This is a genomic window from Methylobacterium sp. 22177 (assembly GCF_052045615.1).
In the GTDB taxonomy this organism is placed as follows: domain Bacteria; phylum Pseudomonadota; class Alphaproteobacteria; order Rhizobiales; family Beijerinckiaceae; genus Methylobacterium; species Methylobacterium radiotolerans.
In genome coordinates this window covers 68,025-81,907 of sequence record NZ_JBQEPK010000008.1, presented here as the reverse complement: position 1 = coordinate 81,907, position 13,883 = coordinate 68,025, and the positions used below count along the sequence as shown (strand labels likewise).

14 protein-coding genes are annotated in these 13,883 nt (G+C 71.3%); 3 read left to right on the top strand and 11 right to left on the bottom strand.

Translation table 11 applies throughout. The features are described from left to right. Positions 1 to 52 precede the first annotated feature (52 nt). Entirely contained in the window at positions 53 to 1,327 is a 1,275-nt protein-coding gene (gene rlmN, locus ACTJK8_RS10615; RefSeq protein ID WP_070998752.1) for a 23S rRNA (adenine(2503)-C(2))-methyltransferase RlmN, read from the bottom strand. Positions 1,328 to 1,425: 98 nt separating this feature from the next. Between rlmN and ACTJK8_RS10610 the strand changes: the two genes are divergently transcribed. Beyond that, entirely contained in the window at positions 1,426 to 2,082 is a 657-nt protein-coding gene (locus ACTJK8_RS10610) for a class I SAM-dependent methyltransferase (RefSeq protein WP_440761904.1), read from the top strand. Positions 2,083 to 2,161: 79 nt separating this feature from the next. Here the strand turns inward: ACTJK8_RS10610 and grxD are convergent, their stop codons facing one another. From grxD to recQ, 5 genes are all read right to left on the bottom strand, one after another. After that, positions 2,162 to 2,500, bottom strand: a complete 339-nt coding sequence (gene grxD / locus ACTJK8_RS10605; protein ID WP_012318124.1) for a Grx4 family monothiol glutaredoxin — start codon at positions 2,498 to 2,500, stop codon at positions 2,162 to 2,164. Positions 2,501 to 2,539: 39 nt separating this feature from the next. Further along, positions 2,540 to 3,034, bottom strand: coding sequence for a DUF29 domain-containing protein (locus ACTJK8_RS10600; protein WP_012318125.1), 495 nt, complete (start codon positions 3,032 to 3,034; stop codon positions 2,540 to 2,542). Positions 3,035 to 3,057: 23 nt separating this feature from the next. After that, positions 3,058 to 3,294 carry a BolA family protein gene (locus ACTJK8_RS10595; RefSeq protein WP_007568343.1) on the bottom strand — a complete coding sequence of 79 codons (237 nt, stop codon included), beginning with the start codon at positions 3,292 to 3,294 and terminating at the stop codon, positions 3,058 to 3,060. Between the two features lie 26 nt (positions 3,295 to 3,320). Continuing rightward, the gene (purL, locus tag ACTJK8_RS10590; RefSeq protein ID WP_440761903.1) at positions 3,321 to 5,546 is read right to left on the bottom strand and encodes a phosphoribosylformylglycinamidine synthase subunit PurL; all 2,226 of its coding nucleotides are present in this window, start codon (positions 5,544 to 5,546) and stop codon (positions 3,321 to 3,323) included. A gap of 154 nt (positions 5,547 to 5,700) precedes the next feature. Next, positions 5,701 to 7,542 carry a DNA helicase RecQ gene (gene recQ, locus ACTJK8_RS10585; protein ID WP_070998757.1) on the bottom strand — a complete coding sequence of 614 codons (1,842 nt, stop codon included), beginning with the start codon at positions 7,540 to 7,542 and terminating at the stop codon, positions 5,701 to 5,703. 83 nt (positions 7,543 to 7,625) lie between these two features. On the opposite strand from recQ, the gene ACTJK8_RS10580 reads away from it, so the two are divergent. Together ACTJK8_RS10580 and ACTJK8_RS10575 are read left to right on the top strand one after the other, a co-directional pair. Further along, positions 7,626 to 7,862, top strand: coding sequence for a type II toxin-antitoxin system VapB family antitoxin (locus ACTJK8_RS10580; protein ID WP_043073300.1), 237 nt, complete (start codon positions 7,626 to 7,628; stop codon positions 7,860 to 7,862). Continuing rightward, positions 7,862 to 8,263 carry a type II toxin-antitoxin system VapC family toxin gene (locus ACTJK8_RS10575; RefSeq protein ID WP_440761902.1) on the top strand — a complete coding sequence of 134 codons (402 nt, stop codon included), beginning with the start codon at positions 7,862 to 7,864 and terminating at the stop codon, positions 8,261 to 8,263. The genes ACTJK8_RS10580 and ACTJK8_RS10575 overlap by 1 nt, the downstream gene beginning before the upstream one ends. A 3-nt stretch (positions 8,264 to 8,266) precedes the next feature. On the opposite strand, the gene denD is transcribed toward ACTJK8_RS10575, so the two are convergent. From denD to ACTJK8_RS10550, 5 genes are all read right to left on the bottom strand, one after another. Next, the gene (gene denD / locus ACTJK8_RS10570) at positions 8,267 to 9,244 is read right to left on the bottom strand and encodes a D-erythronate dehydrogenase (RefSeq protein ID WP_012318130.1); all 978 of its coding nucleotides are present in this window, start codon (positions 9,242 to 9,244) and stop codon (positions 8,267 to 8,269) included. A 26-nt stretch (positions 9,245 to 9,270) separates the two neighbouring features. Next, entirely contained in the window at positions 9,271 to 10,545 is a 1,275-nt protein-coding gene (gene otnK, locus ACTJK8_RS10565; protein WP_012318131.1) for a 3-oxo-tetronate kinase, read from the bottom strand. Then, positions 10,542 to 11,324 carry a 2-oxo-tetronate isomerase gene (otnI, locus tag ACTJK8_RS10560; RefSeq protein WP_440761901.1) on the bottom strand — a complete coding sequence of 261 codons (783 nt, stop codon included), beginning with the start codon at positions 11,322 to 11,324 and terminating at the stop codon, positions 10,542 to 10,544. The genes otnK and otnI overlap by 4 nt, the downstream gene beginning before the upstream one ends. A 29-nt stretch (positions 11,325 to 11,353) precedes the next feature. Continuing rightward, the gene (ltnD, locus tag ACTJK8_RS10555) at positions 11,354 to 12,262 is read right to left on the bottom strand and encodes an L-threonate dehydrogenase (protein WP_012318133.1); all 909 of its coding nucleotides are present in this window, start codon (positions 12,260 to 12,262) and stop codon (positions 11,354 to 11,356) included. A 106-nt stretch (positions 12,263 to 12,368) separates the two neighbouring features. Then, positions 12,369 to 13,691, bottom strand: a complete 1,323-nt coding sequence (locus ACTJK8_RS10550; protein WP_012318134.1) for an MFS transporter — start codon at positions 13,689 to 13,691, stop codon at positions 12,369 to 12,371. Positions 13,692 to 13,883: the final 192 nt, after the last annotated feature.

The window sequence follows — 13,883 nt, the reverse complement described above, 5'->3', positions numbered from 1 at the left end:
GCCACGCCCTCATCCTGAAGCGCGGGTTCGACGTCTTCCGTTCGATCGTCGCTCAGTCGTCGGCGCCGGCGTAGAAACTCTCCACGCCGATGCCCTCCTCCTGCATCAACCGGGCGCGGGCGCGCAGCTTCTCCGTCTCGCTCTTGAGCTGGCCGCAGGCCGCCAGGATGTCCCGGCCGCGGGGCGTGCGCACCGGCGAGGCGTAGCCGGCGTTGAACACGATCTCGGAGAAGCGCTCGATCCGGTCCCAGTCCGAGCACTCGTAGCGGCTGCCCGGCCAGGGGTTGAACGGGATCAGGTTGATCTTGGCCGGAATGCCCTTGAGCAGCCGGACCAGCTCCCGCGCGTCCGCGTCCGAATCGTTGACGCCCTTGAGCATCACGTACTCGAAGGTGATCCGGCGGGCGTTGCTCAGGCCCGGATAGGCCCGGCAGGCGGCGAGCAGCTCGGCGATCGGGTATTTCCGGTTGAGCGGCACCAGCTCGTTGCGCAGGTCGTCGCGCACGGCGTGGAGCGAGATCGCCAGCATGGCGTTGGCCTGCTCGCCGAGGCGGGGGATCTGCGGCACGACCCCCGAGGTCGAGACCGTGATCCGGCGGCGGGACAGGCCGAGACCCTCCTGGTCCGACATCACCCCGACCGCGTCGACCACGGCGTCGAGGTTGTAGAGGGGCTCGCCCATGCCCATGAACACGATGTTGGTCACAAGCCGGCCGACCTCGCCGGAGCCGCCGGCGTCGCGACTCGGCATCTGGCCGGGCCAGTCGCCGAGCTCGTCCCGGGCGGTGACCAGCTGCTGGACGATCTCGGCCGCCGACAGGTTGCGCACGAGGCGCTGCGTGCCGGTGTGGCAGAACGAGCAGGTCAGGGTGCAGCCGACCTGGGAGGACACGCAGAGCGTGCCCCGGTCCGGACCGGGAATGTAGACGCACTCGATCTCGGCGCCGCGGTTGTGCTCCTGCCGGTTGGTCGGGGCCATGCGCAGCAGCCACTTGCGGGTGCCGTCGCGGGAGACCTGCCGGCTCGCCACCTCGGGCCGCTCCAGGGTGAAGTGCTCGGCGAGCTGCGCCTTTAGCGCCTTGCCGACATTGGTCATCTCGGCGAAGTCGGACGCCCCGCGGAAATTGACCCAGTGCCAGACTTGGCCGGCGCGCATCCGGCTCTCGCGCTCGGGCACGCCCATGCCGACGAGCTGCGCCTTGAGGGCCTCGCGGGTCAGGCCGACCAGCGACGGGCGACGGCCGGGCAGCGCCTCGGGGAGGAGATCCGGCGCCTTCTCGATCGCGGCATCGGCCGCGCGGGCGCTGTCGAGCGACGGCGTCGCCATGGCGTTCAAACGATCCATACGTTGGAAAGGGTCTGATATAGGCGATCGCGGCGGCAAATGCGAATGCGCACCGCCCACAGGGGCCCTGACGGAGAGCCATGGCGACCGACACCCGAGCCGGACAGGCGATCTACAATCCGCGGACGCTGCGGCTCTACGACCTCGTCGTGCTGCGCCTGTCGAACCCGCTGATCTGGCGCTGCCCGACCGCGCGGATCCTCGCCCTCTACGATCAGCACGCGGGCGCCTCGCATCTCGATGTCGGGGTCGGGACCGGCTGGTACCTCGACCGGTGCCGATTCCCGTCCGCCACACCGCGCATCGGCCTGATGGACCTCAACGCCGACAGCCTCGCCTTCGCGGCCGACCGGATCGCGCGCTACCGGCCCGAGACCTACCGGTTCGACGTGCTCGGCGCCCCGGCCACCGGCATCGCGCCGTTCGCCTCGATCGGGATGACCTACCTGCTGCACTGCCTGCCGGGCGACATCGCCGCGAAGGCGAAGGCCTTTGACACGGTGCGGCCGTGCCTGGCCGACGACGGCGTGGTGTTCGGCGCCACGATCCTGTCGGGCGGCATCCCGACCACGGGTGCGGCGCGGGCGCTGATGCGGGTCTACAACCGAAAGGGGGTGTTCTCGAACGCCGCCGACACGCTGCCGGCCCTGCGCGCGGCGCTGGACCGGCGCTTCCGGTCGGTGGAGATCACGGTGGTCGGCTGTGTCGCGCTGTTCGTGGCGCGCGAGCCGCGCTGAATCGGTCGCCGTCGTTGCGAGCGCAACGAAAAAGGGCGCCCGCAGGCGCCCTCATCCAACGTGCCGAGTCTCAAAAGAGTCAGGCGGCGGCGGTCTTCACCGGCACGCCCTTCTCGGACAGGAAGGTCTGCAGCTCGCCCGACTGGAACATCTCGCGGGTGATGTCGCAGCCGCCGACGAACTCGCCCTTCACGTAGATCTGCGGGATGGTCGGCCAGTTCGAGAAGGCCTTGATGCCCTCGCGGATCTCCTGGTCGGCCAGGACGTTCACGCCCTTGAACGGCACGCCAAGGTAGTTGAGGATCTGCACCACCTGCCCCGAGAAGCCGCATTGCGGCATCTGCGGCGTGCCCTTCATGAACACCACAACGTCCTGGGAGGCGATCTCATTCTGGATGGTCGTGTTGACGTCGGTCATCGCTCTGTCCTTGTTCGTCGGTCGTATGTGAGGTCTGAGTCAGCGGCGCGCAACCGATGCAGCGATCGTGCGAAGGGCGCGCTCGATATCGAAAGTCTCGGTCAGCAGATCCTCAGGACGGATCGGGCAGGCTTCCGGCAGTCCCGGGAGCAGCGCGTTCCCATAGGCACCGAGACCAGCCTCCGCAGCCGTGACGGCCGATTTCCAGATCCTGCTCCAGTTCAGCCTTTGCCGCATCGACGCTTCGTAGGCGTTCCAGGCGGTGATCTGGAAGGTCGCGATCTCCTCCCGCCAGTGCAAGCTGGCCGGCGCGAGGGGGGCGGACGCGCGCTTGAGGAGGTGGGCAAGCGTCTGGATCAATAGCCCCTCGACGGCCCGGAGATGCGAACGCCCCACGCTCTCGATCTCCTGGGCAACGTTCTCCCAATCGACCGCGTTCGACAGCTCGGGCCGTTCGGCCAGCGCGCGCAGAGCCGCCGCCTGCTCCTCGGCCCAGGTCACGATATCGTCGTCGTAGAGGCTCGGTCGGTCCATCGGGAGCGCTCCCGCCAGAAGGCTCAATCCTGCGGGACACCCGTGGTCAGCGCAAGGGCGTGGAGCACGCCGCCCATCCGACCCTGGAGGGCGCCGTAGACCATCTGGTGCTGCGCCACCCGGGTCTTGCCCTTGAAGGCCGCCGACAGGACGGTGGCGGCGTAGTGATCGCCGTCGCCCGCGAGGTCGCGGATCTCCACCTGCGCGTCCGGCAGAGCCTCGCGGATCATGCGCTCGATCTCGCCCGCATCCATCGGCATCGGGAAACTCCTCGTCAGAACGGGGCTCAGGCGGCCGGCGCGGCCGGCTGGCTCGCCATGTAGTCGGGCAGCCAGCCCTCGTGCGCCGCGGACAGGTCGGCGAGCGATATGGTCTCGCCGCCCGGCAGGGTCAAACGATCGGAGCCGGCGACGCCGACCGAGGCCGCCGCCACACCCTGGGCCGCGGCGGCCGAGAGGAGGTCGGTGGCCGCCTCCGGCCGCACCGCCAGCAGGTAGCGGCCCTGATCCTCGCCGAACAGGTAGGCGTGGGGCGGCAGGTCAACCGGCACGTCGGAGAGCGCCGCGCCGAGGCGGCCCGCCATGGCCATCTCGGCGAGCGCGACGGCGAGGCCGCCATCTGCGAGGTCGTGGACCGTGTCGACGGTGCCCGCCTGGATCAGGCCGCGGACGAAGTCGCCGTTGCGGCGCTCCAGCGCGAGGTCGACGGGCGGCGGCGCGCCCTCCTCGCGGCCCTCGATCACCGACAGGTAGGCCGACTGGCCGAGCCAGCCCTCGCTCGCCCCGATCAGCACCAGCACGTCGCCCTCGCGCTTGAGGGCGATCGTCGCGTGACGCGCGACGTCGTCGAGCACGCCGACGCCGCCGATGGTCGGGGTCGGCAGGATGCCGACGCCGTTGGTCTCGTTGTAGAGCGAGACGTTGCCCGACACGACCGGGAAGTCGAGCGCCCGGCAGGCCTCGCCGATGCCCTGGAGGCAGCCGACGAGCTGGCCCATCACCTCGGGCTTCTCGGGGTTGCCGAAGTTGAGGTTGTCCGTGATGGCGAGCGGCTTGGCGCCGACCGCCGTGATGTTGCGCCACGCCTCAGCAACGGCCTGCCGGCCGCCCTCGACCGGGTCGGCCTCGCAGTAGCGCGGGGTGACGTCGCAGGTCAGCGCCAAGCCCTTCGGCCCGTCCTCGACCCGCACGATGGCGGCGTCGCCGCCGGGCTTCTGGACGGTGTTGCCCAAGATGAAGTGGTCGTACTGCTCGAACACCCAGCGCTTCGAGGCGAGGTCGGGGGAGCCGACGAGGCGCTTCAGCGCGTCGGTGAGCGAGGCCGGCGCCGGGACATCGGCGGCCGCGATCACCGGCTGGTGCGTGTTGGCCAGATGCGGCCGGTCGTAAAGCGGGGCCTCGTCGCCGAGCTCCTTGATCGGCAGGTCGGCCACGGTCTCGCCGTGCCACTTGATGACGAAGCGCAGCGTGTCGGTGGTCCGGCCGATCACCGCGAAATCGAGGCCCCACTTCACGAAGATCGCCTCGGCCTCGGCCTCCATGCCGGGCTTGAGCACCATGAGCATGCGCTCCTGGCTCTCCGAGAGCATCATCTCGTAGGGCGTCATGCCCTCCTCGCGGGCCGGCACCTTGTCGATGTCGAGCTCGACGCCGAGGTCGCCCTTGGCGCCCATCTCCACCGCCGAACAGGTGAGGCCGGCCGCGCCCATGTCCTGGATGGCGATGACCGCGCCGGAGGCCATCAGCTCCAGGCAGGCTTCCAGCAGCAGCTTCTCGGCGAAGGGGTCGCCGACCTGCACGGTCGGGCGCTTCGACTCGGATTCCTCGTCGAACTCGGCCGACGCCATGGTGGCGCCGTGGATGCCGTCGCGGCCGGTCTTGGAGCCGAGATAGACGATCGGGTTCCCGACGCCGGCGGCGGCCGCGTAGAAGATGCCGTCGGTGCGGGCGAGCCCCACCGCCATGGCATTGACCAGGATGTTGCCGTCGTAGCGCCGGTGGAAGCCGGTCAGGCCGCCGACGGTCGGCACGCCGAAGGAATTGCCGTAGCCGCCGACGCCCGCGACCACACCGGAGACGAGGCTGCGCGTGCGCGGGTGGTCGGGGGAGCCGAAGCGCAGGGCGTTGAGCGCCGCGATCGGCCGCGCGCCCATGGTAAAGACATCGCGCAGGATGCCGCCGACCCCCGTCGCCGCGCCCTGGTAGGGCTCGATGTAGCTCGGGTGGTTGTGGCTCTCCATCTTGAAGACGCAGGCGTGGCCGTCGCCGATGTCGATGACGCCCGCGTTCTCGCCCGGCCCCTGGATTACCCACGGCGCCGAGGTCGGCAGCCCGCGCAGGTGCTTGCGGGAGGATTTGTAGGAACAGTGCTCGTTCCACATCGCCGAGACGATGCCGAGCTCGGTCAGCGTCGGGTCGCGCCCGATCAGGCCGCGGAAGCGCTCGTACTCGTCCGGCGTCAGGCCGTGCTGGGCCACGAGCTCGGGGGTGATCGGAACGTCGTTGCGGAACATGGGCGGTCTCGACGAGGGCGGTCCGGGAGCCCCGGCAGGGCCCTCGACCCGATGCGCGACCCGAACCGGGCCGCGCGCGGCGACGGTGACGGATTAGTGCGTTCCGCCACCGCGTTGCAATACGCCGGCCCTGCTGGCCGTGTATGGGTGCCGCTCACGCCGCCGGCGGATGGGCCAGAAAATCGGCGATCGCCGCCACGAACTTGTCGCCGTAGGCCTCGCGCTTGCGCTCGCCGACGCCGTGCACGGTGCGCAGCGCCCAGAGGTCGACGGGCTTCTGGCGGGCCATCTCGATGAGGGTGCGGTCCGGGAAGACCATGAAGGCCGCGATGCCCTCGGCCCGGGCCAGCGTGGCGCGCAGGCCCCGCAGGTGCTGGAACAGCGCCTCGTCGGCCTCCGAGAGGGCGATCTCGCCGTCCTCGCGGGCGGCGGCCCGGCGGCGCTCGCGGGATTCGGCCTTCGGCTCCGGGTCGGGGCGGAGCTGGACCGGCTCCCGGCCGAACAGGATCGCCTCGCCCTTCTCGGTCATGGACAGGCCGCCGTAGCCGTCGGCGTTCTCGGCGATCGCCCCGGCCGCGAAGAGCTGGCGCAGGATCGCCCGCCAGGCCGCCACCGGCTTGTCCGCCCCGACCCCGAAGGTCTTGAGGCTCGCGTGGCCGTTGCGGCGGATCTGGTCGCTCTCCTTCCCGTGGACCACGTCGCAGATATAGGCCGCGCCGAAGCGCTGGCCGGTGCGCACGATCGCCGAGAGGATCTTCTGGGCCGGTACGGTCCCGTCGACGAGGGTCACGCCGCCGCGGCACAGGTCGCAGCGGCCGCAAGCGCCGCTCGACTCGCCGAAATAGGCGAGCAGCGACTGGCGGCGGCATGTCGCGCCCTCGCACAGGGTGATCATCGCCTCGAGCTTGCGCCGCTCGACCCGGCGGCGGTCGTCCGAGATCTCCTTCTCGTCGATCTGGCGGCGGCGGAGCGCCATGTCGTCGAGGCCGTACAGGGTCAGCGTGTCGGCGGGCAGCCCGTCGCGGCCGGCGCGGCCGATCTCCTGGTAGTAGCCCTCGACGTTGTTGGGCATGTCGGCGTGGCAGACGAAGCGCACGTCCGGCTTGTTGATGCCCATGCCGAAGGCGACGGTGGCGGTCATCACCACCCCGTCCTCCTGCAGGAACCGGTCCTGGTTCGCCATCCGCGTCGCCTGGTCGAGGCCGGCATGGTAGGGCAGGGCGTCGAACCCGTCCTTCCGGAGGGTCTCGGCCAGCTGCTCGGTGCGCTTGCGCGACGAGCAGTAGATGATCCCGCTCTCCGATCGCCGGTGCTTCAGGAACCGCTCGATCTGCCGGGCCGGGTTGTCCTTCGGCTGGAAGGTCAGCCGGATGTTCGGCCGGTCGAAGGAATGGACGAAGATCTTCGGCGGCCGGTCCTGCGGGAACAGCCGCTCGGCGATCTCGGCGCGGGTCGCGGCGTCGGCGGTGGCGGTGAGCGCCAGGGTCTGGACGTTGCCCAGCGCCGTCCGGGCGCGGGCGATCTCCCGGTACTCGGGCCGGAAATCGTGCCCCCACTGCGAGACGCAGTGGGCCTCGTCGACGGCCAGCCGCCGGACGCCGGCCCCGCGCAGGGCGTCCATGCAGCCGTCCATCAGCAGGCGCTCGGGGGAGACGAACAGCAGCCGCAGGTCGCCGGAGCGCAGGGCGCGCCACGTCTCGCGGGACTCGGATTCCCCGACCGTCGAGTTCAGGGTCGCGGCTTGGATGCCGACGCTGCGCATCTGCTGGACCTGATCGTGCATCAGCGCGATCAGCGGCGAGACCACCACGGTCAGCCCCGGGTCGACCAGGGCCGGGAGCTGGTAGGTCATCGACTTGCCCGAACCCGTGGGCATCACGGCGAACACGTCGGTCCCGTCGAGCACGGCGCCGATCACCTCGTCCTGGCCGGGGCGGAAATCCTCGTAGCCGAACGTCTTCTTCAGCGCGGCGCGGGCCTCGTCGAGGCGGGTCATCGGGATCCTTGGTCGGGGTTCTGGCCGCCCTTGCGGCAGGGGTGTGTAGACACTAGCCTCCACGTGTCTACACGGGAGCCGCCATGCCGCTCAACATCCGCAGCGAAGAGGTGAATCAGCTGGCCGAGAAGCTGGCATCGCGGGCCGGCGTGAGCAAGACCGAGGCGGTGCGACTCGCGCTCGCGAACGAGCTGGCGCGCCGGGAGTCGTGCCTGTCCCTTGCAGAACGGCTGAAGCCCCTCCTCGACAGGATGGATGCCGTGCCGCGCACGGGCCTCGAGGCCGACAAGGCATTCTACGACAGCCTGAACGACGAGTGATGTTCGTCGACGCCTCGGCCCTCGTGGCGATCCTGACCGCGGGAGCGGAGCGTTCCACTCTGCTGAGCCGCCTCGACGGTGCGGTGGACCCTCTGACCTCAGGCCTCGCCGTCTTCGAAACGGCGGTCGCGGTGGCCCGCAAGACGGCGATGTCCGTAGCCGACGCCGAGGCGCAGGTCGCGGAATTCATCCGCGTCGTAGGTCTGCGAATCGTCCCCGTCGCCGAGGCCGAGACCGCCCTGGCCCTCGCGGCCCATGCCCGCTACGGCAAGGGCCGCCACCCGGCGCGGCTGAACCTCGGCGATTGCTTTGCCTATGCCTGCGCGCGGGTGCACGGCGTGCCGCTGCTCTACGTCGGCGACGATTTCTCGCAGACCGACATCCGCTCGGCCCTCGGCTGAGCCTCAGCCGCCGTGGAACTCGGCCACGTGCTGAGCCACGATGGCGTCGAAGGACGCGTCCGCCCGGAAGCCCAGGGCCAGGGCGGCCTCCGGCTCGAACGCCTCCGGCCAGGAGCCGACGATCCGCGCGATGGTGGCGTCGGGCGCGCGCCGGATCAGCGCCACGGCCTTGTCGCCCGCCGCGCGGCGCAGGGCCTCGATCTCCTCCGCCACCGTCGCCGAGACGCCCGGCATGGTCAGGCTGATCCGCGGGCCGATCGCCGCGAGGTCGAGCCCGGCGGCGTGGACCAGGAAGCCCACCGCCGCGGCGGGGCTGGCGAACCAGTGCCGGACGGTGTCGGGCACCGGCAGGATCGCCTCCTGGCCGGCCAGCGGCTCGCGGATGATCCCCGAGAAGAAGCCCGAAGCCGCCTTGTTGGGCTTGCCCGGCCGCACGCAGATCGTCGGCAGGCGCAGGCCGATCCCGTCGAGGAAGCCGCGGCGCGCGTAGTCGGCGAGCATCAGCTCGCCCATGGCCTTCTGCACGCCGTACGACGAGGCCGGGCGCAGGATGTGGTCGTCCGGGATGACCTTCGGGAAGGGCGGCCCGAACACCGCGAGGGAGGAGGTGAAGACGAGCTTCGGCCGGTAGCCGTCCGCCGCATTGGCCGCCCGGATCGCGTCGAGGAGCAGGCGGGTGCCGTCGAGATTGACCCGGTAGCCGAGTTCGAGGTTGGCCTCGGCCTCGCCCGAGACCACGGCGGCGAGGTGGAAGATCACCCCCGGCCGCTCGGCGATGGCGGCCTCGGCGGCGCCCGGCGCCGTGAGATCGGCGGCCTCGGCCCGCACCGGGCCGGAGAAGCCCTCGGGCGGCGAGGGCGGCACCACGTCGAGGAGCGTGAGGGCGGTGAGCGGCTCACCGCCGACCCGGCCGTCCCTCACCAGGGCGTCCACGAGGCGGCGGCCGATCATGCCGGCGGCGCCAAGAATCAGGGCGTGCATGGAAAACCTCCCGTCGGGTTGTGGCGTCAGGCCATCATGTCGAGGGCGCGGCCGAAGAAGTCGGCGCCGCCGAAATTGCCGGATTTGAGGGCGAGCAGCATCGGCTCGGGCCGGCCCGCCGTGCGCAGCACCGGCACGCCCGCCGCGATCTCCGGCCCGAGCAGGAAGGCGGTCAGCCCCAGCCGGTCGACCACCGCGCCGGAGGTCTCGCCGCCGGCGACCACGAGCCGGCGCACCCCGCGGGCGACGAGGCCCTCGGCGATCGCAGCCAGCGCCGCCTCGATGGCGTGGCCGGCCGCGTCGACTCCGTGGGCGGCCTGGAGCGCGCGCACCGCCTCGGGCGGGGCCGAGGTGGCGATCAGCACCGGGCCGGAGGCCAGGCGCTCCTCCGCGAAGGCCAGGGCCTCCGCCACCACGTCGTCGCCCGCGAGCAGCCGCGCCGGGTCGAGGCGCAGCACCGGCATGATCGCCTCCGCGGCGGCGACCTGCTGGAGGGTCGCCTGCGAGCAGCTGCCGGCGAGGCAGGCCGAGGCGCCGCCCACCGGCTCGCCCACGGCCGCGCCGGCGGCGTCCCTGGTGCCGCGCCCGTCGGCGGCCAGCGCCCGCGCGAGGCCGAGGCCGAGACCGGAGGCCCCCACCGAGAATTTGCGGTCGAGGATCGCCCGGCCGAGCACTTCGAGGTCGCTGTCGAAGATCGCGTCCGCGATGGCGGCGCCCTTGCCCTCCTGCGCGAGGGCGTCGAGGCGGGCGGCCACGGCCTCCGCGCCCCGGGCGACCGTGGCGGTGTCGATCAGGCCGACCGGACTCCGGCTCTGGCGCCCGAGCACGCGCACGAGGTTGGCGTCGCGCATCGGGTTGAGCGGGTGGTCCTTGAGCGGGCTCTCGTTCAGCGGCACCGAACCGACGAACAGGTTGCCCTGGTAGACGCTCCGCCCCGTCTCCGGGAAGGCCGGCGTCACGAGCGCCACGGTCTCGCCAGCGTCGGCCCGCAGGGCGTCCATGACCGGGCCGATATTGCCCGCATCGGTGGAGTCGAAGGTCGAGCAGACCTTGAACATCACGTGGGCCGCGCCCCGCGCCCGCAGCCAGCGCTCGGCCTCGCGGGAGCGCGCCACGGCCTGATCGGCGGGGATCGAGCGGCTCTTGAGGGCCACCACCACCGCGTCGGCCTCCGGCAGCGCCCGGCCCGCCTCAGGCACGCCGATGGTCTGGATCGTGCGCAGGCCCGCCTTGGTCAACGTGTTGGCGAGGTCCGAGGCGCCCGTGTAGTCGTCGGCGACGCATCCCAGCGCGAGGCTCATCGGGCGCTCCCCTTGTAGGCGGCGAGCCAGCCGAGGCCCGCGACGGTGTCGGCGGCCGGAATGTACTCGCAGCCGACGAAGCCGCGGTAGCCGAGCCGATCCAGCTCGTCGAACAGGAAGAAGTCGGCCATTTCGCCGGTGCCGGGCTCGTGCCGCTCGGGCACGCTCGCGGTCTGGACGTGGCCGATGAGCGGCATCAGGGCGCGCAGCCGCATGGTCACGTCGCCGTGCAGGATCTGGCAGTGGTAGAGGTCGAACTGCAGCTTCAGGTTCGGCAGGGCGAGGTCGCGGATCAGGTCCGCGGCCCGGCCGAAATCGTTGAGGAAGTAGCCCGGCATGTTCCGGCCGTTGATCGGCTCCAGGACGAGGTCGAGGCCGGCCGACGCCAGCCGCTCGGCCGTCCAGGTGACGGCCCGGCGGTAGGACTCGGCCGCCGCGGCGTCGTCCCAGGGCGCGAGGCCCGCCATCAGGTGGAGCCGCCCGACGCCGGTCGCCTCGGCGTAGCGGAGTGCCGTCTCGACACCGGCCTTCAGCTCGTCGAAGCGCTCGGGGAAAGCCGCGATCCCGCGCTCGCCCTTGGCGAAGTACCCCGGCGGCAGGTTGAACAGGGCCTGGGTCAGGCCGTTGGCCCGGAGCCGCTCGCCGATGGCCTCCGGCGGGTGCTCGTAGGGGAACAGGAACTCGACGGCGTCGAACCCGGCGCGGGCCGCGGCCTCGAACCGGTCGAGGAAGGGCACCTCGTTGAACATGAGGCTCAGGTTTGCGGCAAAGCGCGGCATTGTCTTCGAACTCCCTGCGCTCGATCCGGCTACTTCTGGCCCGGCAGCTTCGCGCCCGAGACCTGCGCGTAGAGCCGCGCCACCGAGGCGTCGTCGTCCCGGCCCATACCGGCGCCGGACGCCATCAGGAACATCTGCAGGGCCGCCGCCGCCACCGGGACCGGGTACTTCTCGGCCCGGGCCATGTCCTGCACGATGCCGAGATCCTTGACGAAGATGTCGACCGCGCTCTTCGGGCTGTAGTCGGCGTCGAGGATGTGCGGCACCCGGTTCTCGAACATCCAGGAATTGCCGGCCGACTTGGTGATCACCTCGTAGACGCGCCGGAGGTCGAGCCCCTGCTTGGCCGCGAAGGCCATGGACTCGGCGGCGGCGGCGATGTGCACGCCCGCGAGCAGCTGGTTGATCATCTTGAAGGCCGCGCCCTGGCCGGCCGCGTCGCCGAGCTCGTAGAGCGTGCCGGCCATGGCATCGAGGGCGGGTCGCGCCTTGGCGAAGGCCGCCGTCGAGCCCGAGGCCAGGAAGGTCAGGCCGCCCTCTGCCGCGCGGGCGGCGCCGCCGCTCATCGGGGCGTCGAGATAGTGGCGGCCGGTGGCCTCCAGCCGCGCCGCCAGCGCCCGGGCGACGGCCGGATCCATGGTGGCGGAGGAGACGAACACCGCGCCCTCCGGCATCGCGGCGGCGGCGCCGTTCTCGCCGAACAGCACCGCCTCGGTCTGGGCCGCGTTGACCACCACGCTCACCACCACGTCGGCGTCGCGCGCCGCCTCGGCGGGGTTCGCGGCGGCGCGCCCGCCGGCGGCCGCGAAGCGCGCCACCGCCTCCGGGTTCACGTCGCAGGCGGCGACCGAGAAGCCCGCGCGCAGGAGCGAGCCGGCCATGCCGGAGCCCATGGAGCCCAGGCCGATCACCGCGGCGCGGTGTGTTGCGTTGGTCATCGGGGCGGCTCCTGCATGAAGGGGAGGGCGCCTCCGCATCACCGCGTGAGACGCAAGTCCCCTCTCCCGTGCGGGAGAGGGGCGGGTCGTGCCGGGATCCGGCGCGTCAGCGGTTGACCATCCGGGCGGGCGTGACGAACACGCAGACCGAACCGACCACCAGCATGGCGGCCAGCGCGTAGAGGCCGGTGGCGGTGCTGCCGGTGGCGTCGCGCAGCGCGCCGATCACGTAGGGGCTGACGAAGCCCGCGAGGTTCCCCACCGAGTTGATCAGCGCGATGCCGGCCGCCGCGCCGGCGCCGCTGAGGAACGCCGTGGGCAGCGACCAGAACAGGGGCGAGCAGGTCAGCACGCCGGCCGCCGCCACCGACAGCGCCGCGATGGCGAGCGTCGTCGAGCCGGCATTGGCCGAGACCACGAAGGCGACCGCGCCGATCAGCGCCGGGATGATCAGGTGCCAGCGGCGCTCGCGCATCCGGTCGGCGGAGCGGCCGAGCAGGACCATCACGATCGCCGCGCAGACGAAGGGGATCGCGCTGATCAGGCCGATGTTGAAGTTGCCCTGCACGCCCGACGCCTTGACGATCGTCGGCATCCAGAAGGTCAGCCCGTACTGGCCGGTGACGAAGGCGAAGTAGATCAGGCTCATGAACCACACGCGGCCGTTGCGGAACACGGTGGCGATGGAGTGCGGGCTCGACTCCTTGCCCTGGTTGTCGGCCGCGATGTCGCGCTCGAGGAGCTGCTTCTCGGCGTCGGTCAGCCACGTGGCCTCGGCGGGGCGGTTGTCGAGGTAGAAGAACACCGCGAGGCCGATCAGCACCGCCGGGACCGCCTCGATCAGGAACATCCACTGCCAGCCGGACAGGCCGTGGGCGCCGTTGAACGCGTCCATGATCCAGCCGGAGAGCGGGTTGCCGAAGATGCCGGAGATCGGGATCGCGGCCATGAACACCGCGATCACCCGGGCCCGCCGATGGGCCGGGAACCACGAGGTCGTGTAGAGGATGACGCCCGGGTAGAACCCGGCCTCGGCGAGTCCGAGGAGGAAGCGCATCCCGTAGAAGCTCCACTCGGAGTTCACGAACAGGAACGCCCCGGAGATCACCCCCCAGGTGATCATGATCCGGGCGATCCACACCCGGGCGCCGACCCGGTGCAGGATCACGTTCGAGGGCACCTCGAACAGGAAGTAGCCGAGGAAGAAGATGCCGGCGCCGAGGCCGTAGACCGTCTCGGAGAACTTCAGCTCCTGGGACATCTGGAGCTTGGCGAAGCCGACATTCACCCGGTCGAGATACGCCACCACGTAGCAGAGCATCAGGAACGGCACGAGGCGCCAGAACACCTTCGCGTAGGTGCGGTCGGCGAAGGATTTCTGGTCCGCGGCTGCGGAGGCGCCCCCCAGCGGGGCAGCTTGGACCGGCATGGCGTACTCCCTGGTCCGGGCCGCACGGCCGCCGGACATTGGTCTTCACCGCTCGTCGGGCGGCGCTGGGGCGGTGCCATATCGCCTTTTGGCAGCGCTGCCAATCCGGTTGTGCGAGATAATGCAGGCGGCTATGTCAGTCGCGGATCGACGCGGACGGTCTTCCCATCCCCTGCCTTATCCCGAGGCGCC

Excerpts from the sequence above, each read along its gene's own strand:
- recQ (WP_070998757.1), bottom strand. The coding sequence starts at position 7,542 with ATGACCCGCCTCGACGAGGCCCGCGCCGCGCTGAAGAAGACGTTCGGC.
- denD (WP_012318130.1), bottom strand. The coding sequence starts at position 9,244 with ATGCACGCCCTGATTCTTGGCGCCGCCGGCATGATCGGCCGCCGCCTC.
- ACTJK8_RS10550 (WP_012318134.1), bottom strand. The coding sequence starts at position 13,691 with ATGCCGGTCCAAGCTGCCCCGCTGGGGGGCGCCTCCGCAGCCGCGGAC.
- otnK (WP_012318131.1), bottom strand. The coding sequence starts at position 10,545 with ATGAGCCTCGCGCTGGGATGCGTCGCCGACGACTACACGGGCGCCTCG.
- grxD (WP_012318124.1), bottom strand. The coding sequence starts at position 2,500 with ATGACCGACGTCAACACGACCATCCAGAATGAGATCGCCTCCCAGGAC.
- ACTJK8_RS10610 (WP_440761904.1), top strand. The coding sequence starts at position 1,426 with ATGGCGACCGACACCCGAGCCGGACAGGCGATCTACAATCCGCGGACG.
- ltnD (WP_012318133.1), bottom strand. The coding sequence starts at position 12,262 with ATGACCAACGCAACACACCGCGCCGCGGTGATCGGCCTGGGCTCCATG.
- otnI (WP_440761901.1), bottom strand. The coding sequence starts at position 11,324 with ATGCCGCGCTTTGCCGCAAACCTGAGCCTCATGTTCAACGAGGTGCCC.
- ACTJK8_RS10575 (WP_440761902.1), top strand. The coding sequence starts at position 7,862 with ATGTTCGTCGACGCCTCGGCCCTCGTGGCGATCCTGACCGCGGGAGCG.
- rlmN (WP_070998752.1), bottom strand. The coding sequence starts at position 1,327 with ATGGCGACGCCGTCGCTCGACAGCGCCCGCGCGGCCGATGCCGCGATC.
- ACTJK8_RS10600 (WP_012318125.1), bottom strand. The coding sequence starts at position 3,034 with ATGGACCGACCGAGCCTCTACGACGACGATATCGTGACCTGGGCCGAG.
- ACTJK8_RS10595 (WP_007568343.1), bottom strand. The coding sequence starts at position 3,294 with ATGCCGATGGATGCGGGCGAGATCGAGCGCATGATCCGCGAGGCTCTG.
- ACTJK8_RS10580 (WP_043073300.1), top strand. The coding sequence starts at position 7,626 with ATGCCGCTCAACATCCGCAGCGAAGAGGTGAATCAGCTGGCCGAGAAG.
- purL (WP_440761903.1), bottom strand. The coding sequence starts at position 5,546 with ATGTTCCGCAACGACGTTCCGATCACCCCCGAGCTCGTGGCCCAGCAC.